Below are 24,040 nucleotides of genomic sequence, written 5' to 3'. Positions count from 1 at the left end.
CTCCACCAGCCTAGAGCGTCCTGGCGTTGGTCGCATCCCCACTTCGCCTTGTGCCAAAGCGTCGTTGGCGCTGTGAGGATGCGGCTTTCTGTCGATGGGCAGCATCTCCGGGCTGCTGAACCGGATAAATGCGCCGGGCTACTGAACCGGAACAATATGCCGGGCGATTTTGCAGGGCCTATGTTTCGGGCGACTGAAACAGCCGACTCTGACGCGCAATCCGTCGTTCGATGGCCTTGGCCAGCACCACGTCGCTTGCGCTGAGCAGAGTGAAGGTCTTCTTGGCGCGGGTGACGGCGGTGTAGACCAGTTCGCGGGTCAGGATCGGCGACAGGGTGTCCGGCATCACCAGGGCGGTATGGACGAACTCCGAGCCCTGGGACTTGTGCACCGTCATCGCGAATACCGTCTCGACCCGCTGCAGCCGGCTGGGCAGCACCCAGCGGATGCCGCCCTGGCCGTCACCGGCAGGAAAGGCCACGCGCAGGGTGGTACCGGCCTCGGGGTTGGCGAACTCCACCGGCACCTTGAGGGCAATACCGATGTCTCCGTTCATCAGCTTGAGCGCGTAGTCGTTGCCGGTGACCAGCACCGGGCGGCCTTCGTACCAATGGGTGCTGTGATCCGGCTTGTCGATCAGTCCGGCTCGCGCCAGCGCCTGCTCGATGCGCTGATTGAGCGATTCGACCCCGTAGTGGCCGGCGCGCAGCGGCGTCAGCAACTGGAACTGGGCGTGGGCCTCGAGGATGGCAGAGGCCCAACGGTCCCACTCGACTCGCTCGGATGACAGCGACGGGCGTGGCCGGAGCAGGCCGCTTTGTTCGAGTGCGCCAGCTTCCGGGGTGTCGGGGCGCGGGGTGATGGCGCCCAGATAGAAGCGATAGCCCCAGGCCGCGTCCTGGCCTCGGCCGTCCAGCGCCAGGGTCATCAGGCGCCGCTCGTTGGCGCGGGGCAGGGCCTGGCGTTGCGCCTGGGGAAAGGCGGTGTCGTCCAGCACCGCGAGCGCCCGCCGGCTGTCGCCGGCGTTGATGGCGCGGGCAAGCTGGCCGATACCGCTGGCGTCATCGAAGCGAAAGGAGTGGCGCAGCATGGCGACGGACTGATCCAGCACCCGGCCGTCGCCGTCGTGCAGGGCCTCGGGCAACGAAAGGCCGGTAGCCGTTTCGAGCCAGTCGCTGACGTCGTTGCGATAGTGGCCCTGTTCGGCCCGGGCGCACAGGTTGCCGAGGACCGCGCCGGCCTCCACCGAGGCGAGCTGGTCCTTGTCGCCGAGCAGCACCAGGCGTGCATGGGGCGGCAGGGCGTCGAGCAGCGCCGCCATCATGTCGATGTCGACCATCGACGCCTCGTCCACCGCCACCATGTCCAGTGGCAGGGGGTTGAGGCGATGATGATGGAAGTGACGGGTATCGGGTCGGGCGCCGAGCAGCCGGTGCAGGGTCGAGACCTCGTGGGGAATCGAGGAGCGCACCTGGGCGGCGTCTGGCAGCGGCAGTTCGTCGAGGGCGGCGATCTGGTCGCGAATGGATTCGCTGAGTCGCGCCGCCGCCTTGCCGGTGGGGGCGGCCAGGCGTATCGCCAGGGGGGCGTCGCGCTCAGCGATGGCCTGGGTCTGCAACAGCGCCAGCAGACGGATGACGGTGGTGGTCTTGCCGGTGCCGGGGCCGCCGGTGATCACCGCGAAGGGGGCGCGTGCGCCCAGCGCACAGGCGAGCTTCTGGGAGGCGGCCTGGTCGGCACGCGGATCGGACGGGGGAAACAGCGTATCCAGTACCGGACGCAGGCGGGCGGCGTCACTATCGTCGGTCGGATGACCCTCGGTTGGATGATCCTTGGTTGGAGCGTCGGACGTCGACAGCCGCGCGGCAATGGCGCTGGCGACCCGCTGTTCGTTGCGCCAGTAGCGGCGTAGATAGAGGCGCTCTGCCTCGAGAACCAGGGGGCTGGCGCCTGGGCCTTGCGCCACCGCCGACCAGCGCTGAAGCCGGTTTACCCAGTCGTCGCCGAGACGGCCGAGCAGGGCCTCCGGCGGGGGCGGGGCGGTGTCATCACGCGCCACGTCGCGAGCGACGGCGATCAGTGTCTCGGGCTGGCGGCGGGCCTGATTCAGGTCCAGCAGCAGATGGCCCTGGCCGGCCTGGTGGCTGACCAGCATGGCCGCCAGCAGGCAGCTGGCGTCGCCGTCCGGGGCGAGCCTCGCCAGGCGGTGGGGCAGCGCCGCGTCCAGATCACGGATCCAGCCGTACTCGGCCCAGGCAAACAGCAGCGACAGCAGCGCCTCGGGGTCGGCCAGTGCCTGCTCCGGGGTGGCAAAGGGCGAGGACGGCAGGGCGGTCGAGGCTGAATCGCCCGGTGTCTCGCCGTTCCCCTCGCGGTGTACCTCAGGGTTAGCCTCGCTCATGGTATTGCCTCCCCGCTGGTGTCATTGTCATGGCCGGTGGCGCTTTCATGGGTTGCGGTTGCGGTTGCGGTTGCGGTTGCGGTTGCGGTCGCGGCGTGGCCCGCCTGTCCGGCCAGGATATCGTCGAGTGCCTCGATAAAGGCTCGGGGCGGCTTGAGCGCGGCGACGCCGCGCGAGGGCGCGGTAATACCGCGCAGAAAGACCAGCATGGCCCCTCCAACGTGGCGGTCATATTCATAGTCCGGCAGGCTCTGGCGCAGGTGGCGATGCAGTGCCACCAGGTAGAGCGCAAGCTGCATGTCGTAGCGCTTGTCGAGCATGGCGGCGCGCATGGCGTCCTGGTGGTAGGCGTCATCGTCCGGACCCAGCCAGTTGGATTTCCAGTCGATGATATAGAAGCGCCCCTGATGCTCGGCCAACAGGTCGATAAAGCCCTTGAGCAGGCCGTTGAGGCGCTGATAGCCCAGTTGGGGCCTGGGCTCTCCGGGAAACAGATGCTGGCGGGTGAGCTTGTCCATGGCCGGGGTGATGGCGTCATGGGTGGCGAACCAGAAGTCGGGCTCGGCGCGGTAGCGCTCAAGGCTCGCCAGCACCGGCCCATCGTCGGCATCCTCGCCGTCGGGGCGCTCTTGTGTGGTCGAGGTCAGCGGCGTGGTCAGCCAGCGACGGATGCCATCGGTCAGCGCCTGGGTGTGTGCTTCCCAGCCACGGCGGCGGCAGCGTTGGGCCAGGCGGGCGAGCAGGCCTGCATCGTCAAGCGCGCTGTCAAAGCCGTGCTCGGCCAGCGCTTCCAGCACGCCGTGCAGGAAGGTGCCCGGGCCAGGGCCCCGCGGGAAGGCGTGCAGGGTGCCGGGCTCGGGGGCGCCGGCTTCCCGCGTCGCGGGCACCAGGCGGGCGTCCAGGTGCTCTTCCTCGAGCACTTCGGCCTCGGGTGTCTCGGGCGCGGTGGCTCCCTTCTGGGCCAGCGATGAGTAACTCGCGATCCACCAGGGGGCAAAGGGGCTGTGGCTGGGCGTGCGCGCGCCCTTGGTGGCGAGCTCGGTGGTGACCGGGTGGTACTGGATCTGGGGGCTATCACTGCTGGCGTCGATGGCGTCCAGGGCGATGGCGTCGAAGCCACCGCTCATGCTCTCCCAGCGCTCGCGCAGGTTTGTCAGGTCAGGGATCGCCTCGCCGCCGGCCAGCAGATAGCCCAGCGCCGACTTGTGCAGGGTGGCGCTCCTGGCGTTGCCGAGCTTGAGGGGGGCAAGGCCGACGAAGGTGGCGTGGCGCGCTCGGGTCAAGGCGACGTACAGAAGCCGTACCTCCTCGGATAGCCGTTCGTCGTCGGCAAGCTCAAAGCCCTCCTTGGCCATCTCCTTCTTGGCCGCCAGTTCGAGCAGCGGCCGGTCGTCGACGTGGTAGAGCGGCGTTCCGGACTGGCCGCTGATCTCTTTGTAGGTGCACAGGAACGGCAGGCACACCAGCGGATACTCGAGCCCCTTGGACTTGAAGATGGTCACCACCTGGATCAGGTCGGCGTCGCTTTCCAGGCGCAGGATCTGCTCGTCTTGGCCAGGGTCGTCGAGGTGTTCGGCGAGCACGCGAATCAGGGCGTGGTCGCCGTCCAGGGTGTCGCTGGCCTGCTGGGCCCATTCGGCCAGATGCAGCAGGTTGGTCAGGCGGCGCTGGCCCTGGTGGGCGCCGAGCAGGCGCTCGGGGATCCGGTAGTCGTGCAGCAGTTGGCGCAGCGCCGGCAGTACGCCCCGACGCTGCCAGCGCAGGCGGTAGCCAAGAAAGCGCTCCTGTACCCGCTCCCAGGCAGTCTCGTCGCGTTGCAGCCGGTCGAGCTCGGCCAGTCCCAGGCCCAGGGTGGCGGTAGCCAGGGCCGTGCGCAGGGTCGACACCGACTCCGGGTTGGCCATGGCCTTGAGCCAGTGATGCAGGTCGCGGGCCTCGGCGGTGGCGAAGACGCTGTCACGATCCGACAGGTAGACGCTGGCCAGGCCGCGCTCGCTCAGGGCGTTGCGGATGGCGCTGGCCTCGCTGCGATCGCGCACCAGAATGGCGATATCGCCGGCCTTCAGCGGTTTGAGCTTGTCGTCACCGGCGTTCGTTGAGGTGGCGAAACCGGCGCTTGGAGAGCCCTCGCCAGGACTGGCCTGATTGAGCCAGTCGGCAATGCAATCGGCGCAGTGGCGGGAGGCCTCGCGCAGGTAGCCTTCCTTGTTGAGACAGCCGTTGTCCTTGTTGCCGTCTGCGATCAGCCAGCCGGTCAGCGCGGCGGCGGGCTTGCCATCCAGGCACAGGGTCTCCTTGCGACCGTTGGCGCCGACGGATTGAAAGGGCAATGGATTGTGGTCGTCGGCGGCGAAGCGGAAGGCGGCGCGGGGGTGGCTACGTTCGGCAAACGCGAACAGCCGGTTGACCGCCGCCACGGCGGCCTCGCTCGAGCGGAAGTTGGTGTCCAGGCTGTGGTGATGCCCGCGGGTGGCGTGACGAGCCCCCAGGTAGGTGTAGATGTCGCCGCCGCGAAAGCCGTAGATCGCCTGCTTGGGGTCGCCGATCAGGATCAGCGCCGTGGCGTCATGGTCAGGAGCGCCTGGCCCATTCTGGTGGTGCTGGGAGTCTGGCTCAGCGGTGGGCGCATCGCCGATACGATAGACCCGCTCGAAGATGTGGTACTGGGCCGGATCGGTGTCCTGGAACTCGTCGATCATGGCCACCGGGAACTGCTGGCGAATGCGCCGCGCCAGGGTCTCGCCGCCGTCGCCTTCCAGGGCGCCGGCCAGTCCGGTGATCATGTCGTTGAAGCCCATCTGGGCGTTGGCCTCGAGCTGCTCGGACAGCCGCTGGCTGACCCAGTCGCGGGCATCCGCCAGCACCTGGGGGTAGAGCTCGCGCTGCAGGGTCTCGACCTGCTCGTCGTTGTCGCGACACGCCTCCAGGGCCTCGAACAGGCCAAGCTCGGGCACCTCGGTGCCCTTTTTTACCCGCAGCTTGGAGCGCGCGAGTTTCTGCACGAAGCTCGCCTCGGCAAGGGGCAGCTTGCCGATTGCCCAGTCGTCGAGCTGTTCCAGCCAGCCGTCGAAGGTGGCGTCGTCATCCTTGCCGCGAAAGCTGCCGCCGTGCATCGCCGGGCGCAGCGTGCGCAGGCAGTCGTGCACCGCCTCCTTCTCATCCAGGTAGGCGCGGCGGGCGGCGCCTTCCAGCCTGTCGGCGCTCCCACGGGCGTCGCTGAACTGGGCGAGATGGACGCCGAAATCGCTGGCGGTCAATGGCTCGCCGCAGAATACCAGGCTGGCGTCCTCGCGGCCGAGCAGGTTGCGCAGCGCCTTGTTCAGCCCCTGGGGCGAGCCGAACAGCTCGACCATGGACGCGGCCAGGGGCTCGTCGAGGGGGTAGACGCGGGTGCGCCAGTAGTCGGTGACCGCCTCCTGGGTCATCTCGCCGAGATCCTTGACCACCTCCTGGCGAAACAGCTTGCCGCTGTCGAAGGCGTGCTCCTTGAGCATCCGCTGACACCAGCTATGGATGGTCGAGATGGCGGCGTCGTCCATCCATTCGGCGGCAAGCATCAGTCGCCGGGCGCAGGCGGGCCAGGCGTCGCGCTCGAAGTCGTCGCGCAGCGCGGCCAATAGCGGGTCGCGTTCGGCGAGGCCGTCGTCCGCGGCCGTGGTCGAGCCGCCATCCCTGTCGCCGGCGCGAAAGGCCTCGGCGGCCTGGACCAGGCGCGCCCGGATACGATCGCGCAGCTCCTGGCTTGCGGCCTCGGTAAAGGTCACCACCAGGATATCCGGCGGCACCAGCGGCTGGCTGAAGCCATTGTCACGTCGACTCGCCGGGTTGTCCGGCTGGCCGTGGCCCAGCACCAGACGCACGTAGAGCAGCGCGATGGTGAAGGTCTTGCCGGTGCCGGCGCTGGCCTCGATCAACTGGCTGCCCTGCAGCGGCAGCGCCAATGGCAGCGGTGTCTGGCCGGCGTTGTCCGGGGAAGGCGGCTGGTCGTCGGTGGAGAAAAGGTCGGACGGCAGGCTCATGCGGATTCCTTCCCGGTGGTGGCGTTACTCTTGCCCGATGCTTTGTCAGAGCCCTTGTCTGAACCCTTGCGAGCGCTGCGCGCGGTGCTGATCCAGCCATGCAGGTCGGCGTAGAGCTCGCGACAGGCCTCGGCAAAGCCCTCGGCGCCGATCAGCTCGTCGAGGCTTGGAAATTCACGCAGCAGCAGCGGGCTTCGCTCCGGCAGTTTTTCCCAGGCCTGCTCCCAGGCCTTGCGCAGCGTGGCTGACGTCTGGGCGTCTGCCGGTGGCCAGGCTGCATCCTCTGCCACGGGGTATTCCTCGAGCAGAGCAAAGGCGATGTCGGGGTGGCAAGGCGTGGCGACCTGCATGGCGGCAAGCCAGCGCCGCATCAGCGCATCCAGGCGTCTTGCGGCCTGTTCGCGGGGCATGCCGGGGATCTCCAGCACGCCGCTGGGTGAGACCAGATGGCTCGGCGAATTCGGGTAGAGGCATTGCAGCGCCAGGTGCGCCGGCCAGTGGCGCAGGATCTGGCTCCAGTGAAAATGCTCGCCCTGGTGGATCTGGCTGGTCAACAGCACGATGCGGGCGACCTCACCCGCACCCGCATCGCCCTCGTCGCTGGCCCCGGAGGAGGGGGCAGAGTCGGTCGCGTGCAGGTGGGACAGGGCGTCTTCCAGTACCAGGGTCTCACTCGAGTCGGGCAAGGGAAGGCGACTGTCGTGGCGAAGCTGCGGCGCCCGCTCCAACGAGCGCGGGTAGCGCACGAGCAGCTCGCGGTAGTGGTCGAGGGCGTCGGGGATTCGTTCCAGCAACTGGCGGCGGATCACCGGGCCCACCGGTGGCGGCGGGTAGTGGCCGGCGCGTTGCTGGCGCTGGACCTGGCGTTCGATCAACAGGGCGGGGTCGCAGGCGCGGTCGTGGGCCAGACGCTGGCCAAGCGGCTGCACCAGGGCCTCGCGCTGCTGCCATCTGGCAAGGCCGGCGAAGGCGAAGGGTTCGTCGTCGTCACTCAGCGTCTGTTCGTCGCGCATGCTGGTGGACAGGCGCTGCTGGAACAGGGCGCTGACGGGATCGCGCAGCAGGCCAGAAAGCTGCGACAGGCCGATGGCGCCTTCGGGGCGCCAGGGCGGCAGCGCCTCATCGGCTGAGGTGGCCGCCATCGGGTCCGGGTGACGTGAATCACGCTGGTGCAAGGTCTGCCACTCGTCTGCATAGGTATAAAGCGGCGAGTCCGCCAGGAAATAGCCGGCGCCGAAGGGCTGCAGCGGGTGCTCGGTGGTCAGGGCGGTGAGCAGGGCCTCGGTCATCTGCTGCTCTTCGGCCAGCGAGCGCTCATCGTGGGGCGGTTGGTCGGGAAGGCGCCAGCCCTTGCCGAGGTGATCGCGCAGCTGCCCGACCAGCACGCTGGGCGGCTTCTCGCCGTTGTCCTGGGGGCTGCGTCCGCACCAGCTGATGGTCAGTCGGTCCCGCGCTGACAGCAGTGCCTCGAGGAACAGGTAGCGGTCGTCGTCACGCCGGGAGCGGTCGCCGGCGCGATAGTGTCCGCGCATGGCCATCAGGTCGAAGTCCATGGCCTCGGCGCGGCGCGGGTAGGCGCCGTCGCTCATGCCCAGCAGCACGACGTGGCGGAAGGGGATTGCGCGCATGGGCATCAGGGTGGCGAAGGTGATGCGGCCCATCATGAAGCTCTGGGACAGCTGGGGCTGGTCGATGCGCGACAGCCAGCTTTCGCGCACCACCGCCAGCGGCAGGCGGATGCCGACCTCGGCCGAGTCGATCTCCTCGTGCCAGGTCTCGAGCGCCGCCTGGATGCGCCCGAGCAATGCCTCTTCGGCACTGGAGCCGGGGGCCAGGGTGCGCTCCAGCATGGTTCCCAGAACATGGTCCCATTGGCTGGCGGTCTTGGGTTCGATCAGGCTCTGACGAACCTCGTCGAGGGTCATGATCAGCCGGTACAGCGGTCCCACGAGGGTGGCGTCGAGGCCGGCGACTTCGTCGTAGGGCACGATGTCGCCCCAGTCCTCGCCGTCGTCGCTGGCCTCGCCCACGGCGTAGCCCATCAGCATGCGCTCCAGGCCGAAGCGCCAGGTGTGCAGCTCGTCGTGTTCCGGCAGGCCGAGTTCGGCTCGCTGGGAGGCATCGAGGCCCCAGCGCACGTTGGCCTCGCGAATCCAGCGTTGCAGGGTGGAAAGGTCCCCCTCGCCAAGGCCAAAGCGCGTGCGGATGGCCGGGATGTCCAGCAGGTCGAGGATCTCGCTGGCGCGAAAACGCAGACGCGGCAGCGACAGCAGGGTCTCCAGTGCCACCAGCATGGGTTCGCGATGGCGTTCCTGCTGGTCGGCCACGTGGTAGGGCAGGTGGCGCTTCTCGCCCGGGGCGAACTGGCCGAATACCGCGTCGATATAGGGCGCGTAGTCGTTGATGTCCGGCACCATCACCATCACGTCCCTGGGTTCGAGAGTCGCATCCTCGGCGAACGCCTCGAGCAGCTGGTCGTGCAGAACCTCCAGTTCACGCTGAGGGCTGTGGCAGATGTGAAAACGGATCGAGTGGTCCTGCTCGGGATCAAGCGCTGGCCACTCGGCCTGGGTCTCCGCCAACGGGCGCAGGTTGAGGATGTCGTCCTGCAGCTGGCCCAGCAGGGTGTCGGTGGGCGGCGCCAGGAACAGATCCACCGAGTCGTCGAGCAGGGCGCTCAACGCTTCCACGTCGGTGTGGTCATGTTCGCTGAGTAGCTGCAGGTAGTCGCGGCCTTGCTTGCCCCATGCCGCCAGCAGCGGATGGGCGTGTAGATGCAGGTGTTCGAGCGAGTGGTGAAGCTCGGCCGGCATGCCCTGGCGACGGCGCTGGCGCACGTGGCGGCGCAGGACCTCCTGGGTCTCGATGATCTCGCCCCAGTAGAACTGGCAGGGGTTGAGCAGACACAGCACCACCTCGCTGATGCTGGACAGGGCGGCCAGCACCTCCAGGGTCTGCTGGGGCAGCGACGAAATGCCGAACACCACGATACGCGGCGGTATTTCCGGGGGGCAGGCCGTCTCGCCCCGTTCGACCTCGCCGGTCAGCTGCTCGGCGGACCGCTTGAAGCGCTGGTGCACGGCGCCGCGGTGACTGTGGCGCTGGTCGGCAGGCAGGGCGTCGCTGATCCTGCGCCACAGGGCCGGCTGCCAGCGCTGGTCATCGGGGACCTCTGTAACACGGTTACCGGGCAGGGTGAGCACATCGTTGCCGGCCTCCCAGGCGGTGAGCCAGTCGGCGCGATAGACCTGGTACTGATCGAACAGGTCAGCCAGGCGCTCGGCCAGCTGGTAACGCTTGCGCTGCTCATCGTCTTCGCGCAGGTAACGTGCCAGCGGCTCGAACAGTGGGTCGTCCAGGGCTTCTGGCAGCAGCTTCATCAGGTGCCAGCGCAGGCGACTCTTGTCCCAGGGGGAGGTGGTCGGCACCTGCCCCGAGCCTTCCACCGCCTCGATCACCGCGCGGTAGGCCTGCCACTGAAAGCGCGCGGGCAGGGCAACGTCGGTGCCGAGGCAGACGCCGTAGCCCGGTTCGCCCTGGCGCTCGGCGATGGAGGTCTTGAGCCACTGGGCGATACCGTTGCTTTGCACCAGAAAAAGGGTGCGCGCCAGCGGATGCAGCGGGCGCCGGCCCAGCCACTTCAGGGTCAGATCACGCAGATCCTCCATACGGTTGCCCTGCAGGACGATCAAGCCCGAGGCGGCGGTGGTATCGGTCATGGCGAGTTCTCTGTACTGCGTGAAGGCGTGGCAGCCCGAGGCGGTGTGGGCGCTAGCTTGAGCAGCACACGCCAAGGCATCGTCGGGACGTCTCGGCATAGCCTAATGGATGCGGGGGCGGGGATCACCATCACCGGATGACCACAGTGTCTGGTCTTAGACGGGCATCATCTATAGGCCAACATCGCAAGGTAGGCTTCGTCTGTGATGAAGAGGCGGTTCGATGGGGGTGAGCAAGTGTCGGCCTCGGCCAGGCGGCGTCTTGCCGAGTACTACCGAGATGGCAACAGTTCATCGACCGGGGCGATATAGCGGCGTTCCGGGTCGTAGCGCTTTATCAGGCCATCGGCGGGCAGCCATTCAGTCGGCCAGAGCTAAAGATCGATAGTGAGCAGGTAGCGCTTCATGGATGATTTCCATCAAACAACGCTTCGATGACGTCCTCTTTAAGCGGAGCATCCCAGCCAGCCTCCGCCTCGATACGACCCTTGGTCAGACCGTAGAGCGCATCCAGGTCAAGTCCTTGATCTTTCAGTGCTTCAATGCGTGCTACCGGCTTCCCGTTCTTGCAGATCAGTACCTCCTGACCGCGCTGAGCGGCAGCGATCCCGGAGTCCTTATCGAGAGTCTCGGTTTCTGACCACGAACCACAGCCAGATAGCGACACTCAGCGACAGATAGACCACCAGCGGAAGGGCGAGAAACAGCGCCAGCACCTTGATCGAGAAGCCTTCCTTGAAAAAGTAGACGATCAGCAGCAGCGGGAAGATGCTGGCAACCAGCAGCGGCCCAGCCTCACGCCGTATCCACTGGACGACCGCGGTGGTCTTGTTGGGCATAAGCGTCCTCTGATGGTCATGGTTGGTGTTGCAGGAACAGCCGGAGCACCACTGACGACATCTTCCTGCCGGTGATGTCGGCGACGTTGTGCCGGTGATCTTCGCAGGGACTACAACGAGATGGTGACTCGCCTGGCTGCGCGCATTCAGGGCGTCGAAGAAAGGCCGTCGGCGCACGTGTAATCCTGCAGGCGCTGCCGACGGCCTGCTGCATCGCAGATCAGAGCATCTCTTCGATGTTGTTGATGGTGGGTTCGAGAATCAGCTCGCCTGTGCCCTGTTGCACCACGCGATTGGGTTCGATGAAGCAGGTCACCAGGCACCTGGCGCTTTCACCACCATCAGAGATGGTGAAGGTCTTCTTGGTGGAGACAACCCTGCCCTGCACAAAGACCAGGCTGGTTTTTTCGCCTTCCTCCGCCGTGAAGGGAAGCTCGATCAGATCATCGGTAGCTGGAACTTCCTGCAAGGAGTCGATCTGGTGCTCCGGCATTTCCAGTGGCGTGGGTTTCAGCAACAGTGGCTCTAGGGACTTGGTGTTCAGGGAGTCCGTAAGCTGAAACATCAGTCGGTAGTTCATGTCAGTTCCTGATTGGTGTCGTGAGACGCAGCCACTGCTGTGCGTCGATTTCCTGCCGGCCATTCCTGCTCGCCCTGGCGGCTGCTCGAGACGAGCAGGTCTACCCCGTCTGCTGCCTTGTATCCGTTGGCCGGCAGATGTCGGGTATGAAACGCCTGAGAATTCAACCATTTGTCGAATAAGAGCAGGCTAATATATAGCATTGGTAGTATCCGATCGCCAGCACTTTACGGTGACCGTTCGATGCGGCGGCTGTCGGTATAGAGGCACTGAGCGCAGGTCGCGGTAGCAGCCTGGGTCCCGCAGGGGTATCGGCTCCAGACAGCGCGATGTAGCGACGCCACGAGGAGGACAAAGCGAGAAGGGTGAAAGTAGCAAGCGGGCCGAGTGGATAGTGCAGGAGGTAGTGCTGTCGATAGCGGAGTAAAAAGAGGAGTGGATAACGGTGTAAAAAGCGGAGTGGGGTCAGTTCAGGCGGTGCCCACGTGTGAACTCGATGCGATGAGAAGGGGGGGCGAAAACGACGAAAAACGGCCACCGCTCTGATGAGCAAGGTGACCGTCATTCTTGAATTCAGTGGTCGGAGCGACAGGATTCGAACCTGCGACCTTTGCAACCCCATTGCAACGCGCTACCAAGCTGCGCCACGCTCCGACTTGGCCTTTGGGTTGTGTGACCGTCTGGCCTGTCCCCCTAAGACGAGGCGTATACTAGCGCGTTCATTTCAAAATGAAAAGCCCCTTTTGCGCTTTTATTTCAATTGGTTGGAAATTGACCAGCCCCGGGCGTCAGCGCTGCCCACTTTGTCCGTGCTCTGACACACTATTGGTAGGCAATGGGACACGAGGAGGACCAGGGAATGCCGCTGATTCTGGGAATGAGTCTACTGCTGGCGTGTCAGTTCGCTGGTGAGTTGATCGCGCGGGGGCTGACGTTACCGATACCCGGGCCGGTGATCGGAATGGTGATCCTGCTGATCGGGCTGTCGATTCGCGGCAAGGTGCCGAAGAGCCTGCGTACGACAGGGGAAGGTCTGCTGCGTTACCTGACGCTTCTGTTTGTGCCTGCGGGTGTCGGGTTGATGGTGCATGGCCGCCTGATCGCCGATGACTGGCTCGCCATTGCGGCGACGCTGGTGCTGTCCACGGCCTTGACCCTGGCGGTCACCGCCTGGGTCATGGCAAGGCTGGCTGCTCGCCGGGGAGGTCAGTAATGGATGTGGCCGAACTCGATGAGCTGTGGGTCTATCTGTCCGGCAATCCGCTGTTGTCGCTGCTGGTCACGCTGTTGGCGTTCGCCCTGGCGGTGCGCATCAACAAGTGGCTGGGCGGCACGCCGCTGCTTCACGCGGTAACCCTGAGTATTGCCCTGATCATCTCCTTCCTGCTGGTCACCGGGATCGACTACGCCACCTACTTCGAGGGCGCCCAGTTCATCCACTTTTTGCTGGGGCCAGCCACGGTGGCGCTGGCCATCCCGCTGTATGACCATCGCGAGCGGGTACGTCAGCTACTGCTGCCGCTGTTGGTAGCTTGTGGCGCGGGTATCGTGACCGCGGTGGCCTCGACCCTTGGTATTGCGCTTTTGTTCGGGGCGGCGCCAGAAACCGTGCTGTCGTTGGCGCCGCGCTCGGTAACGTCGCCCATCGCCATGGGGGTGGCGGAGAAGATTGGTGGTATTCCGTCGCTGGCGGCGGGGCTTGTGTTGATTACCGGCTCCATCGGCTGTGCGCTGGGGCCGTTCATCTTTCGTCTACTCGGCATCAAGGACCCGGTGATCCAGGGCTTTACCATGGGACTCTCCGCCCACGGCTTTGGTACGGCCCAGGCGTTCGCCAAGCTGGGGGCCATGGCCGGCGCCTTCTCTGGTCTTGCCATGGGTCTGACGGGCTTGATCACCGCCTTTTTGCTGCCGCTGATTGTGGCGATATTCGGACTCTGACCTTCGTCTAATGCGCAACGCAAATTGTCTCCGGCTGAACTATGGTCAAGCGAAGGGATTGGGCCGGAGGTCAAGATGTGGAAGACCATCAAGTCGGTACTCGCCGCGTTTTTTGGCGTGCAACGCGAGTCCCGGCGTCAGGAAGACTTCACCACCGGCAAGGCGTCCAGCTTTATCGTCGTAGGCATCCTCATGGGGGTGCTGTTTGTCGTGATTCTGATCGTGATCGCCACCCTGGCGGCGGGTTGAGTGACCCGTTGGCAGGGTGGCGTCTTGCGTTGACGGCTCGGCCCGCTACAGGCGGGGCAGTGACCAGGCTCTTCTATACTCGAGCCATTGGCGAGCGAACAAGATAACAACGAGCTCCAGGAGGCATCGATGCGCATGCGGCATGTGTGGATGACTGCGGGAACGCTGTTCGCAGGACTCGGAGGGCACCTCCAGGCGTCCGACTGGAACATGCCGGTCGGGGTGACGGACGTCAGTCGTGAGGTGTATTCGCTGCACATGACGATCTTCTGGATCTGCGTGATCATTGGCGTGGTGGTCTTCGGCGCCATGTTCTACTCGCTGTTCCGCTATCGTCACTCCCAGGGCGCAAAGGCCGCCAAGTTCCATGAGCACACCACCGTCGAGGTGATCTGGACGGCCCTGCCGTTGCTCATTCTGGTCGGCATGGCAGTGCCGGCTACCGCCACGCTCAAGAAGATGTACGACGCCTCCGACGCCGACCTGGATGTGATGGTGACCGGCCAGCAATGGCGCTGGCACTACAGCTACCTGGGTGAAGATGTCGACTTTACCTCCAACCTTGCGACCCCCCGCGAGCAGATCTCCGGCGAGAGCGAGAAGGGGGAAAACTATCTACTCGAAGTCGATGAACCACTGGTGCTGCCGGTGGGCAAGAAGGTACGCCTGCTGCTGACCGCCGACGACGTCATCCACTCATGGTGGGTGCCCGAACTGGCGGTCAAGCAGGACGCGGTGCCAGGCTTCGTCAACGAAAACTGGGTGCGCATCAACGAGCCCGGCATCTATCGCGGCCAGTGCGCGGAGCTCTGCGGCAAGGATCACGGTTTCATGCCGGTGGTGGTCGAGGCGGTCGAGCAGGAGCAGTTCGATACCTGGTTGGCCGAGCGCAAGGCCGCTGCTGCCCAGGAGGCCCAGGGGGTGGATCGCGAATGGACGATGGACGAACTGATGGAGCGTGGCGAACAGGTCTACGGCTCCATCTGCGCCTCCTGTCACCAGGCCGATGGTAGTGGCCTGCCGCCTGCCTTCCCGGCGCTGGCGGGCAACCAGGCACTGCTGGACGAGCCGGAGCGCCATCTGGATACCGTCGTCAATGGTGTCTCGGGTACCGCCATGCCGGCCTTCCGGACCACCCTGAATCCGGTGGAGATCGCCGCCGTCATCACCTACGAACGCAACGCCTGGGGTAATGAAACAGGCGAGGTGACCCAGCCGGCCGATATCGCCGACATGCTGTCCGAGTAGCCGGACGAACGGCTGTCGGGATCGCGATTGGAGAGCGGTTCAGGTGTCGGGAAATGCAAGCACAAGAGATGAACGAGCAAGGGAATAGCGAACAAGGGATGGTCGGTACACGGCCAGTCCGAGCAACCGGGGGCTCTCAGGAGTCACGTTGAACGCACCATCGACGCCCGCCAAGAGTCAGGCAGGCGGCTAACAGGGGAGATCTTCGCCATGGCGTCACTGCCTCCCAAGCATCGACTCGAGTCGTCGGCCTCCGAGGCCAGCTCGGCGGGACACGACGAGCATCACTATCGCCCAGGCGGTCTGATGCGCTGGGTACTGACCACCAATCACAAGGAGATCGGTACCCTTTATCTGATCTTCTCCTTGACCATGTTTCTGATCGGTGGGGTCTTCGCGCTGGTGGTGCGGGCCGAATTGTTCCAGCCCGGTCTTCAACTGGTGCAGCCCGAGTTCTTCAACCAGATGACCACCATGCATGGCCTGATCATGGTGTTCGGCGCGGTGATGCCGGCTTTTGTCGGGCTGGCCAACTGGATGGTGCCGCTGCAGATCGGGGCGCCGGACATGGCGTTGCCGAGGCTCAATAACTTCAGCTTCTGGCTGCTGCCGATCGCCTTTACCCTGATGTTGAGTACGCTGTTCATGCCGGGTGGGGCGCCGAATTTCGGCTGGACCTTCTATGCGCCGCTGTCCACCACCTACGCGCCGCCGTCCACCACCTTCTTTATATTGTCGCTGCACATCGCCGGTATCAGCTCGATCCTGGGGGCGATCAATATCATCGCCACCATCCTGAACCTGCGCGCACCGGGCATGCGCCTGATGGACATGACCCTGTTCGTCTGGACCTGGTTGATCACCGCCTTCCTGCTGATCGCGGTAATGCCGGTGCTGGCCGGGGTGGTCACCATGATGCTGATGGACATCAACTTTGGCACCAGCTTCTTCAATGCCGGTGGCGGTGGTGATCCGGTGCTGTTCCAGCATCTGTTCTGGTTCTTCGGGCATCCCGAGGTCTACATCATGATCCTGCCGGCCTTCGGCATCGTTTCGGTGATCATTCCGACGTTCGCCCGCAAGCGGCTGTTCGGCTATGCCTCCATGGTCTACGCCACCGCATCCATCGCCATCCTGTCGTTTTTGGTGTGGGCGCACCACATGTTCGTGGTGGGGCTACCGTTGGTGGCGGAGCTGTTCTTCATGTACAGCACCATGCTGATCGCAGTGCCAACCGGGGTGAAGGTGTTCAACTGGATCACCACCCTGTTCCGGGGGTCGATCAGCTTCGAGCCGGCGATGCTGTTCGCCATCGCCTTTGTGGTGCTGTTCACCATCGGTGGCTTCTCGGGGCTGATGCTGGCGATCTCGCCGGCGGACTTCCAGTACCACGACACCTACTTCGTGGTGGCGCACTTCCACTACGTGCTGGTGCCCGGCGCGGTGTTCTCGATCATGGCGGGGGTCTACTACTGGCTGCCCAAGTGGACCGGCCACTACCCGCACCTGCGGCTGTCCCAGTGGCACTTCTGGCTGTCGATGATCGGGGTCAATCTGACCTTCTTCCCGATGCATTTTTCCGGGCTTGCCGGCATGCCGCGAAGAATTCCCGACTACTCGTTGCAGTTTGCCGACTTCAACATGCTCTCCAGTATCGGTGCCTTCATGTTCGGCTTCTCGCAGCTGTTGTTCGTGGTCATCGTGATCATGTGCGTGCGGGGCGGCAAGAAGGCGCCGGGCAAGGCCTGGGATGGCGCCGAGGATCTTGAATGGACGGTGCCGAGCCCGGCGCCTCTGCATACCTTCGAACACCCGCCCCAGTATCGGCCGGTGGAGCACTGAGTCGGGAGTGTCGCCATGACGGACGTCGTCGAGGATCGCAGTCCCCAGGTTCGACGAACCGTGGTGAAGACTCTTGTGGTGCTGGCGGGGATGTTTGGCTTCGCGTTTGCCCTGGTCCCGCTGTATGACGTCTTCTGCCAGGTGACGGGCCTCAACGGCAAGACCTCGACCAGCGCTCAGACGCTGGTGCACGAAGAGGTCGATACCGAACGCACGGTGACGATGCAGTTCGTGACCCGTGGCAGTGCGGGACTGCCGTGGAAGCTTGAGGCCCACAGTCGCCAGGTTCGGGTTCACCCAGGGCAGAGCACGGAGGTGTATTTCACCTTTCGCAATCTGGGTGACCAGGCGCTGGTGGCAAGGGCGGTGCCCAGCGTGACCCCATCTCCGGCGTCGTTACATCTGCGCAAGCTGGCCTGTTTCTGTTTCGACAATCAACGGCTGGCGCCGGGGGAGAGCTTCGAGGCGCCACTGGTGTTTCAACTGACCCGCGATCTCCCCGAAGAGATCAAGACCGTGACCCTGGTGTACACGCTCTACCCGCAGGACCAGGGGCCGGACGTGGCGGTGACGACGGTGGCCGACGGCGCACCGGGCAGTGACAAGGGACGCCGACCGGCGTCTGGCGAAGATCCAGGAGGTGAAGCATGAGTGGTGGCAGCTACTACGTACCCGCGACCAGCAAGTGGCCGATCCTCGGTTCCCTGGCCATGGGCGTGATGATGGTCGGCGGGGGCACCTGGCTGGTGCACGGGGCGGCGGGGTCGCCGATCATGCTGGCGGGTCTGGTGGGCATCCTGGCGGTGATGGTGCTGTGGTTCAGGGATGTCATCAAGGAGTCCATGTCCGGACTCTACGACGCCCAGATGGATCGCTCCTTCCGCTGGGGCATGGGCTGGTTCATCTTCTCAGAGGTGATGTTCTTCGGTGCCTTCTTCGGGGCGCTGTTCTACGTGCGGACCCTGGCGCTGCCGTGGCTCGATGGTGAGGGGGCGAAGGGCGTGACGGCGCTGCTGTGGCCCGACTTCACCGCCAGCTGGCCGCTGGAGAACCCACCGGACAGCGCCATCTCGGGGCCGACCGAGACCCTGAGTCCCTGGCAGTTGCCGCTGGTCAACACTCTGCTGCTGGTGTCTTCGAGCATCACCCTGACGGTCGCCCACGAAGCATTGAAGATGGGGGAGCGTCGCGCTACCCACAACTGGCTGTTCGGTACGGTGCTGCTGGGCACCTTCTTCATCATCATCCAAGGGGTCGAGTACTACGAAGCCTACCATCACCTGGGCTTGACCCTCGAAGCGGGCATCTACGGCTCGACCTTCTTCATGCTGACGGGCTTCCATGGCCTCCACGTCATCATCGGCACGATCATCCTGGCCAGCATCCTGATGCGTATCCGCAAGGGCCATTTCAGTGGCGACAATCACTTCGGTTTCGAGGCGGCGGCCTGGTACTGGCACTTTGTCGACGTGGTCTGGCTGGGGCTGTTCATCTTTGTCTACGTGTTCTGAGGCAGGCGGCGTGGGGGCCGCTCAGCCGATCGTTCCGGTGGCGAAGCCATAGGCCAGCAACGCCAGCAGCAGGGCGGCCAGGGCTACCCGGATCTTGAGCGAGACCAGCAGGCGGCGTGAGTGGCTGTCGTCCTTGAGCAGGAAGCCGACCCCGGCCGCGAGACTGGCCAGCATGGCCACGAACACGATCAGAATCAGGATCTTGAGCAGCATGGTGAGAGTCCGTTCGAGTGAGGGGAAAAGGCGTGGTCCGGGTCGGCTGGTGGCCTGGTGCCTTCTGTGTGCAGCGCTGATGGCGCTGGGTATCGGCCTTGGACTATGGCAGTGGGAGCGCGCCGCCGGCAAGCGCGACTATCTTGCAAACCTTGCCGAGGCACCTACCTTGAACATGCCAGGGACATTGCCGCCGGACGGCAGCCGCCTGTCGCTCGAAGGCGTCTTTCAGGCCGACGAAACCCTCTACCTGGACAATCGGATGCTTGGCAATCGACTCGGGGTGGCGGTGCTCACGCCCTTTGTCGACGTCGAGGGACAGCGGTGGCTGGTGGAGCGCGGCTTTCTCGAGACAGGGGTGTCGCGCCAGGCGCCCCACGCAGCGACGCCGAAGGGGCTGGTGTCGCTGAGCGGTGACTGGCAGGCGGATGGCCGGCGTACGCCGCGGTTCGGTGACAACCTCGAAGGCACGCGACTGCAGCGCATCGAACTCGGAGCCTGGGACGAGGAGTTCAGCTTTGCCGGTTGGCTGCATCAGCGCCAGGGTCCCGGGCATCTGGAGGACTGGTGGACGCCTAACGTCATGCCACCAGAGCGACATCTGGCCTATGCACTGCAGTGGTGGGGGCTTTCGCTGGTGGCGCTGCTGGCGCTGCTGTTTGGAGGTCGACGACTCTATCGCGATCTTTGCGCGGCGGGCGTCACGAGCGCTGAAAGGTCAATTGTTGATATGTCCGCCAGGCAAGAACGCTGAGGCCGTGAGATGGCGAGACTGCGAAAGAAAACCGCGGAAGACAACAACGCCGCGAAAGACAGGAAAGGGGCGAAAGACAAGCGACATCGGCGAGCACAAGAGGCTAGCGCGAGAGCACGACACTAGCGCGAGAACGACAGATACCCGATAGCCCAGCGGACACGACAGGACCGAACGTGTCGACGCAAGGAGTGGAGGTGCGAGGATGACGACGATGGGGTGGCAGCGGCTGAAGCTGGTCGCACTGATCGCGATCTTTGTGATGCCCATGGCGCTTGCCTGGGGCATGGTCGAGTTCCGTATCGGGATTCCCGACAATCGTACCGCCCACGGGGCGCTTGATGCCGATGTGCCGCCGCTGTCCCGGTGGCCGGCTCTTGAGCGCACAGACATTGCCAGTCGCGATCGTGGAGGGGAGCTCGCGGCGCATGCCTGGACCCTGGCCTACGATTGCGGCGATAGCTGCGCCGAAGACGCGGATCGCTGGTGGCGCCTGCACCGGGCGCTGGGCAAGGACGCCCATCGTCTGAGTCGGTTGCGCGTAGGCGGAGACGCTGCCGCCTTGCCTGGCGAGTCGCTGATGACCTGGACCGAGTCGCCGGAGTGGGCCAGTCAGGGGCAGGCGTGGCTGCTTGACCCCCAGGGGTGGGTGGCGGTCGCCTATCCTGCCGGGGTGGAGACCCGGGCGGTGATGGACGACATCGAGCATCTGTTCAAGCGCAACCCCGAGCTACCGCTTGCTGCCCTGGGGGAAGATCTCGGTGAGGCCGAGGCTACCGCAGGTACTGCTGATCTGGTCAGTCTGCACGACAGTCAAGGTGTCAGCGAAGACGCCCGCCAGGAGGTGCGCCATGAATGATCGACGCCTGGCGACGCTGCGGCTCCTGAGTCTGGTGGGGGCGCTGTTCACCGCCCTGGTCATCATGGCCGGTGCCTTCACCCGGTTGCTGGATGCGGGGCTGGGTTGTCCCGACTGGCCGGGCTGCTATGGAGCGCTGGTCGTGCCCGATGCAAGCAGCGCTCTGCTGCATAGTCCGGATGCGCCGCTGGAGGCATCCAAGGCCTGGATGGAAATGATTCATCGCTACCTGGCCGGATTTCTCGGGGTCATGGTGATGGCCCTGCTGGTGCTGGCCTGGCCCAGGCGGCGCAAGCCTGGGTTTCCCTGGCGTCTGATGCTGATGCTGTTCGCCGCCTTGATGGTGCAGGGGGCCTTCGGTGCCTACACCGTGACCCTCAAGCTGTGGCCCCAGGTGGTAACCCTTCACCTGCTGGGTGGTCTCACGGTGATGACGCTGTTCATCTGGCTGCATCTGCGCCTGCGTCGTGTCGCCAGGGGCGAGGCGGCGCTCTCTGCCCGACCACTGGGGGCGCTGATGGGGGTGGCCACCGTGCTGCTGGTGCTGCAACTGGCGCTGGGGGGCTGGACCTCCAGCAACTACGCGGGCATCGCCTGTCAGGGGTTTCCCACCTGCAATAGTCAGTGGGTGCCCGACACCGACTGGGGTGAGGGCTTCCACCTTACCCAGACGGTGGGGCCCAACTATCTGCACGGAGCGCTGCACGCCGAAGCGCGCACGACGATCCATCTGGCCCATCGGCTGGGAGCGCTGGCGTTGACGCTGACGCTGGCGCTGGTAGTGATCCGTCGCTGGCATCGCCGTGAAATGCGGCCCTGGCTGCTGACGCTGGCCGGGGCGACGGCTTTGCAGGTCGCCCTGGGTATCGCCAATGTGCTGCTGTGGCTGCCGCTGGGCCTGGCGCTTCTACATACTGCCGGCGCGGTACTGCTGGTCTTCAGTTTTACCCTGGTAGCGTGGAAGCAGCGCCATTCAAGACAGGCGGTGAAGGGACGTCAACGCCAGACCAGAGGAGGGTGGCTCCATGCGTGATGCACAGGCCATGGGTGCAGCGACCCATCCGCTATGGCGTGACTTGCTGACGTTGTGCAAATGGCGAGTGGTCATGGTGATGCTTGTATGCGCCCTGGTGGGGATGTTGCTGGCGATCCCCGGGGCCATATCGCCAGCTGCGCTTAACGCCATGGTGTGCGGGCTTATCGGGATTGCACTGGCCGCCGCAGGGGCGGCGGCGATCAACCACGTGGTGGATCGCAAGCTGGATGCGCGGATGCATCGCACCTCGCGGCGCCCGCTGGCGTCCGGTCGCTTGTCGACGCCACTGGCGCTGGCCTGGGCGCTGTCATTGTCCTCCTCGGGGGTGGCGCTGCTGGCGCTGACCGTCAATCCGTTGACCGCTTGGCTTACGCTGTGGTCGCTGGTCGGTTATGCGTTGATCTACACGGTGTTTCTGAAACGGGCCACGCCGCAGAATATCGTCATCGGTGGAGTCGCCGGTGCCGCGCCGCCACTGCTGGGCTGGACCAGCGTGACCGGGACAGTGGGAGCCGAACCGCTGCTGCTCATGTTGATCATCTTTGCCTGGACGCCGCCGCACTTCTGGGCGCTGGCGATCTACAAGCGCGATGAATACGCCGAGGCCGGCGTACCGATGCTGCCGGTGACCCATGGCCTCGCCTTTGCCAGATTGCAGGTCTGGCTGTATGGCTGGTTGACGGTGGCGGCCACCTTGCTGCCGTTCACCATCGGCATGAGTGGCTGGCTCTATCTGGTCAGCGTCTGTGTGCTCAATCTACGCTTCATGCAGTGGAATCTCAGGGTCTGGCGTGGACACGACGACCAGGCGCCCTTGCAGGCCTTCTGGTTTTCCATTCGCTATCTGCTCGGCGTCTTTCTGGCCTTGTTGCTGGATCACTATCTGAGCATAGCCTTGAGTCCGTGAGGGCCGACTACCTTCGTTCAACGGTCCGGTGTCACGGGAGTGTCATCGGCAGGTGGCAACAATGCAGACGGTAGTCAGCGGTCTTTCTCGCGATGGATGGTTCAGCCTCTCTGGCAGATGTGTAGAATGCTCCCTTTGACCATCGCACAGGGGGCTGCATGTCCACGATGCTCGCTTATGCCTTGCTCGGGCTTGGCATTGTCATCATTGCCGCGTTGGCGTGGTACGCCTGGTCGTTGAAGAATGAGGTGCGGCGCCGAGAGGGAGTGATTCGGGACGAGGAACGTCGTGCCAGGGAAAATGGCCTGGAAAACCTCGGTCTGGTTGCGTCGGCGCTATTGCAGCGTCAGGTCGATGTGACCGAAGGCTGCTGGCGGTTGAAAGTATTGTTCGAGATCATCGATCCGGCACTGCTTGAGCGGCGCGAGTTCAGAGTCTTTGCCGAGGTCTACGAACAAACCCGTCATCTGCACACACATCAGGCTCGTCAAGAGCTTACGCCCAAGGAGCGGTTCGCTGAAGACAAGCAGCGACTGGCCGTGGAAGAAGCGAATCGCGACGATGTGCTGGCTGCGGCACAGGCTGCGCTGGATTTTCAAGCCCGTTACCCCGACTCTCTCAATTGAGCGATCTCGAACACTGTTCGATGAAGTGAATGACGGGCGGGTATCGCCTGTGCTAGTTTGATTGTACAGAAGCGATACGTCATGATATCGCCTGCAAGGGATTGGTCGTGCAGCAATTGTCTTGCACGATGGGCCGTTGGCAGAAGACGTTGAGATATTGGCGACTAATAGACTGGCTAGGCGCTGTATTTCATGCTTTTCTTGCCTATGAGGAAGTAGGGTACCTATCCTGTTTCTCGATCGGCACAACATTGGACCCGCTGAAGAACAGGGTTACCCGTATTCAGCATTGAGTGTCAGATAGAAGAAGGAGTCTTACATGAAAAAATCAACGACTGGCTTGCTGCTCGGTTCTGCACTGGTTGTCGGCCTCTCCGGCTGCGCCAGCTCCGCCTCTCAGTCCTCCTCCGGCATGAGCGCATCTGACGCCAAGCCGTGGTACCAGCACCCGATGGTGTGTGGTATCGCCGGTGGTCTGATCGGCGGTGGTATCGGCTACGGCACCACCAGCGATGACGACGAGGAAACCGGCGCTGCTGTCGGCGCGACCGTCGGCACCGTGGCTGGCGCTCTGCTGTGTGCCGAGCCGAACAAGGAGCCGATGAACGCTCCGAAGGATTCCGACGGTGACGGCGTCTACGACGCCAACGACCAGTGCCCGGGTACTCCGGCCGGTGTCGCCGTGGACGCAGTGGGTTGCCCGCTGGATTCCGACAACGATGGCGTGCCGGACTTCCAGGACCAGTGCCCGGGTACTCCGGCCGGTGTCCAGGTCAACTCCCTGGGTTGCGAGAAGGACCTGGTCCTGCGTGACGTGAACTTCGAGTTCGACTCCGCCACCCTGACCGCTCAGGCTGAGCAGGTTCTGGTCGGCATCGCCGAGCGTCTGCGCGCCAACCCGAACGTCGGCGTGCGCATCGAAGGTCACACTGACAGCGTCGGTTCCGACAGCTACAACAAGCAGCTGTCTCAGGAGCGTGCCGCTTCCGTTGCTCGCTTCCTGGCGAGCCAGGGTGTTCAGCCGAACCGCATGCGTGCCATCGGTTACGGTGAAGAGCAGCCCATCGCGACCAACGACACCGATGCAGGTCGTGCGGAAAACCGTCGTGTGGAACTGGGTGAGTGGCAGTAAGTCTGTCCTGACCGAGTCCGTCTCGATCGCCTGATCGAGCACGATGACATCAGCGAGGCGCCTTCGGGCGCCTCGCTGCGTTTCGGGTGGTGGTGGCCTGGCTTGCCATCCCGCTCGCCAGAGGTGTCGCGACGCCCTCCACAGGGGTAGAGCATGGCGCCGGC

At 64.6% G+C, this 24,040-nt stretch carries 19 protein-coding genes and 1 tRNA gene; 13 read left to right on the top strand and 7 right to left on the bottom strand.

Features of this window, described 5'->3' with window-relative positions:
- Positions 1-178: 178 nt before the first annotated feature.
- From recD to NFI08_RS18190, 6 genes are all read right to left on the bottom strand, one after another.
- Positions 179-2,401, bottom strand: coding sequence for an exodeoxyribonuclease V subunit alpha (gene recD / locus NFI08_RS18215; RefSeq protein ID WP_349591175.1), 2,223 nt, complete (start codon positions 2,399-2,401; stop codon positions 179-181).
- Positions 2,398-6,420 carry an exodeoxyribonuclease V subunit beta gene (gene recB, locus NFI08_RS18210; protein WP_349591174.1) on the bottom strand — a complete coding sequence of 1,341 codons (4,023 nt, stop codon included), beginning with the start codon at positions 6,418-6,420 and terminating at the stop codon, positions 2,398-2,400. The genes recD and recB overlap by 4 nt, the downstream gene beginning before the upstream one ends.
- Positions 6,417-10,139, bottom strand: a complete 3,723-nt coding sequence (gene recC, locus NFI08_RS18205; protein WP_349591173.1) for an exodeoxyribonuclease V subunit gamma — start codon at positions 10,137-10,139, stop codon at positions 6,417-6,419. Before recC ends, recB begins: the two co-directional genes overlap by 4 nt.
- 617 nt (positions 10,140-10,756) lie before the next feature.
- Positions 10,757-10,978: a hypothetical protein gene (locus NFI08_RS18200; RefSeq protein ID WP_045991614.1), complete on the bottom strand. Its 222-nt coding sequence runs from the start codon at positions 10,976-10,978 to the stop codon at positions 10,757-10,759.
- Positions 10,979-11,198: 220 nt separating this feature from the next.
- Positions 11,199-11,558: a hypothetical protein gene (locus NFI08_RS18195; protein WP_108133728.1), complete on the bottom strand. Its 360-nt coding sequence runs from the start codon at positions 11,556-11,558 to the stop codon at positions 11,199-11,201.
- 577 nt (positions 11,559-12,135) lie between these two features.
- A tRNA-Pro gene (locus NFI08_RS18190) sits at positions 12,136-12,212 on the bottom strand.
- 205 nt (positions 12,213-12,417) lie between these two features.
- On the opposite strand from NFI08_RS18190, the gene NFI08_RS18185 reads away from it, so the two are divergent.
- From NFI08_RS18185 to NFI08_RS18155, 7 genes are all read left to right on the top strand, one after another.
- Positions 12,418-12,771: a CidA/LrgA family protein gene (locus tag NFI08_RS18185; RefSeq protein ID WP_045991507.1), complete on the top strand. Its 354-nt coding sequence runs from the start codon at positions 12,418-12,420 to the stop codon at positions 12,769-12,771.
- Positions 12,771-13,499 (top strand): LrgB family protein, encoded by a 729-nt coding sequence (locus NFI08_RS18180; RefSeq protein WP_045991506.1) that lies wholly within the window; start codon positions 12,771-12,773, stop codon positions 13,497-13,499. The genes NFI08_RS18185 and NFI08_RS18180 overlap by 1 nt, the downstream gene beginning before the upstream one ends.
- Positions 13,500-13,574: 75 nt before the next feature.
- On the top strand, positions 13,575-13,748 hold the full coding sequence (locus tag NFI08_RS18175; RefSeq protein WP_083970217.1) for a DUF2970 domain-containing protein: 174 nt from the start codon (positions 13,575-13,577) through the stop codon (positions 13,746-13,748).
- Between the two features lie 129 nt (positions 13,749-13,877).
- Complete coding sequence (coxB, locus tag NFI08_RS18170; RefSeq protein ID WP_108133566.1) at positions 13,878-14,996, top strand: cytochrome c oxidase subunit II; 1,119 nt, start codon at positions 13,878-13,880, stop codon at positions 14,994-14,996.
- A gap of 210 nt (positions 14,997-15,206) precedes the next feature.
- Entirely contained in the window at positions 15,207-16,838 is a 1,632-nt protein-coding gene (gene ctaD, locus NFI08_RS18165) for a cytochrome c oxidase subunit I (protein WP_349591172.1), read from the top strand.
- 15 nt (positions 16,839-16,853) lie between these two features.
- Positions 16,854-17,489 (top strand): cytochrome c oxidase assembly protein, encoded by a 636-nt coding sequence (locus NFI08_RS18160; RefSeq protein WP_253556258.1) that lies wholly within the window; start codon positions 16,854-16,856, stop codon positions 17,487-17,489.
- On the top strand, positions 17,486-18,349 hold the full coding sequence (locus tag NFI08_RS18155) for a cytochrome c oxidase subunit 3 (RefSeq protein WP_213229042.1): 864 nt from the start codon (positions 17,486-17,488) through the stop codon (positions 18,347-18,349). The genes NFI08_RS18160 and NFI08_RS18155 overlap by 4 nt, the downstream gene beginning before the upstream one ends.
- 21 nt (positions 18,350-18,370) lie before the next feature.
- On the opposite strand, the gene NFI08_RS18150 is transcribed toward NFI08_RS18155, so the two are convergent.
- Positions 18,371-18,562: a DUF2909 family protein gene (locus NFI08_RS18150; protein ID WP_045991503.1), complete on the bottom strand. Its 192-nt coding sequence runs from the start codon at positions 18,560-18,562 to the stop codon at positions 18,371-18,373.
- A 49-nt stretch (positions 18,563-18,611) separates the two neighbouring features.
- Here NFI08_RS18150 and NFI08_RS18145 point away from each other — a divergent pair, with 49 nt between their 5' ends.
- The 6 genes from NFI08_RS18145 to NFI08_RS18120 all read left to right on the top strand — a co-directional run bounded on the left by NFI08_RS18145 (position 18,612) and on the right by NFI08_RS18120 (position 23,876).
- Positions 18,612-19,316 carry an SURF1 family protein gene (locus NFI08_RS18145; RefSeq protein WP_349591171.1) on the top strand — a complete coding sequence of 235 codons (705 nt, stop codon included), beginning with the start codon at positions 18,612-18,614 and terminating at the stop codon, positions 19,314-19,316.
- Positions 19,317-19,521: 205 nt separating this feature from the next.
- On the top strand, positions 19,522-20,175 hold the full coding sequence (locus NFI08_RS18140) for a redox-active disulfide-containing membrane protein (protein ID WP_349591170.1): 654 nt from the start codon (positions 19,522-19,524) through the stop codon (positions 20,173-20,175).
- Positions 20,168-21,208: a COX15/CtaA family protein gene (locus NFI08_RS18135; RefSeq protein ID WP_349591169.1), complete on the top strand. Its 1,041-nt coding sequence runs from the start codon at positions 20,168-20,170 to the stop codon at positions 21,206-21,208. The genes NFI08_RS18140 and NFI08_RS18135 overlap by 8 nt, the downstream gene beginning before the upstream one ends.
- Complete coding sequence (cyoE, locus tag NFI08_RS18130) at positions 21,201-22,118, top strand: heme o synthase (protein ID WP_349591168.1); 918 nt, start codon at positions 21,201-21,203, stop codon at positions 22,116-22,118. Before NFI08_RS18135 ends, cyoE begins: the two co-directional genes overlap by 8 nt.
- A gap of 158 nt (positions 22,119-22,276) precedes the next feature.
- Entirely contained in the window at positions 22,277-22,744 is a 468-nt protein-coding gene (locus NFI08_RS18125) for a DUF2489 domain-containing protein (RefSeq protein ID WP_349591167.1), read from the top strand.
- Between the two features lie 319 nt (positions 22,745-23,063).
- Positions 23,064-23,876: an OmpA family protein gene (locus NFI08_RS18120; RefSeq protein WP_108447894.1), complete on the top strand. Its 813-nt coding sequence runs from the start codon at positions 23,064-23,066 to the stop codon at positions 23,874-23,876.
- Positions 23,877-24,040 lie beyond the last annotated feature (164 nt).

The sequence above is a fragment of the Halomonas sp. EF61 genome (assembly GCF_040147045.1).
GTDB lineage: Bacteria > Pseudomonadota > Gammaproteobacteria > Pseudomonadales > Halomonadaceae > Halomonas > Halomonas litopenaei.
The sequence above is the reverse complement of the archived record's forward strand: the minus strand, read 5'-3'. Positions and strand labels throughout refer to the sequence as shown.

Coding starts and splice junctions, on each gene's coding strand:
- NFI08_RS18185 (WP_045991507.1), top strand. CDS start 12,418: ATGCCGCTGATTCTGGGAATGAGTCTACTGCTGGCGTGTCAGTTCGCT.
- NFI08_RS18160 (WP_253556258.1), top strand. CDS start 16,854: ATGACGGACGTCGTCGAGGATCGCAGTCCCCAGGTTCGACGAACCGTG.
- recC (WP_349591173.1), bottom strand. CDS start 10,139: ATGACCGATACCACCGCCGCCTCGGGCTTGATCGTCCTGCAGGGCAAC.
- NFI08_RS18195 (WP_108133728.1), bottom strand. CDS start 11,558: ATGAACTACCGACTGATGTTTCAGCTTACGGACTCCCTGAACACCAAG.
- NFI08_RS18135 (WP_349591169.1), top strand. CDS start 20,168: ATGAATGATCGACGCCTGGCGACGCTGCGGCTCCTGAGTCTGGTGGGG.
- NFI08_RS18120 (WP_108447894.1), top strand. CDS start 23,064: ATGAAAAAATCAACGACTGGCTTGCTGCTCGGTTCTGCACTGGTTGTC.
- cyoE (WP_349591168.1), top strand. CDS start 21,201: ATGCGTGATGCACAGGCCATGGGTGCAGCGACCCATCCGCTATGGCGT.
- NFI08_RS18150 (WP_045991503.1), bottom strand. CDS start 18,562: ATGCTGCTCAAGATCCTGATTCTGATCGTGTTCGTGGCCATGCTGGCC.
- NFI08_RS18180 (WP_045991506.1), top strand. CDS start 12,771: ATGGATGTGGCCGAACTCGATGAGCTGTGGGTCTATCTGTCCGGCAAT.
- NFI08_RS18140 (WP_349591170.1), top strand. CDS start 19,522: ATGACGACGATGGGGTGGCAGCGGCTGAAGCTGGTCGCACTGATCGCG.
- NFI08_RS18155 (WP_213229042.1), top strand. CDS start 17,486: ATGAGTGGTGGCAGCTACTACGTACCCGCGACCAGCAAGTGGCCGATC.
- NFI08_RS18200 (WP_045991614.1), bottom strand. CDS start 10,978: ATGCCCAACAAGACCACCGCGGTCGTCCAGTGGATACGGCGTGAGGCT.
- recB (WP_349591174.1), bottom strand. CDS start 6,420: ATGAGCCTGCCGTCCGACCTTTTCTCCACCGACGACCAGCCGCCTTCC.
- recD (WP_349591175.1), bottom strand. CDS start 2,401: ATGAGCGAGGCTAACCCTGAGGTACACCGCGAGGGGAACGGCGAGACA.
- ctaD (WP_349591172.1), top strand. CDS start 15,207: ATGGCGTCACTGCCTCCCAAGCATCGACTCGAGTCGTCGGCCTCCGAG.
- NFI08_RS18125 (WP_349591167.1), top strand. CDS start 22,277: ATGTCCACGATGCTCGCTTATGCCTTGCTCGGGCTTGGCATTGTCATC.
- coxB (WP_108133566.1), top strand. CDS start 13,878: ATGCGCATGCGGCATGTGTGGATGACTGCGGGAACGCTGTTCGCAGGA.
- NFI08_RS18175 (WP_083970217.1), top strand. CDS start 13,575: ATGTGGAAGACCATCAAGTCGGTACTCGCCGCGTTTTTTGGCGTGCAA.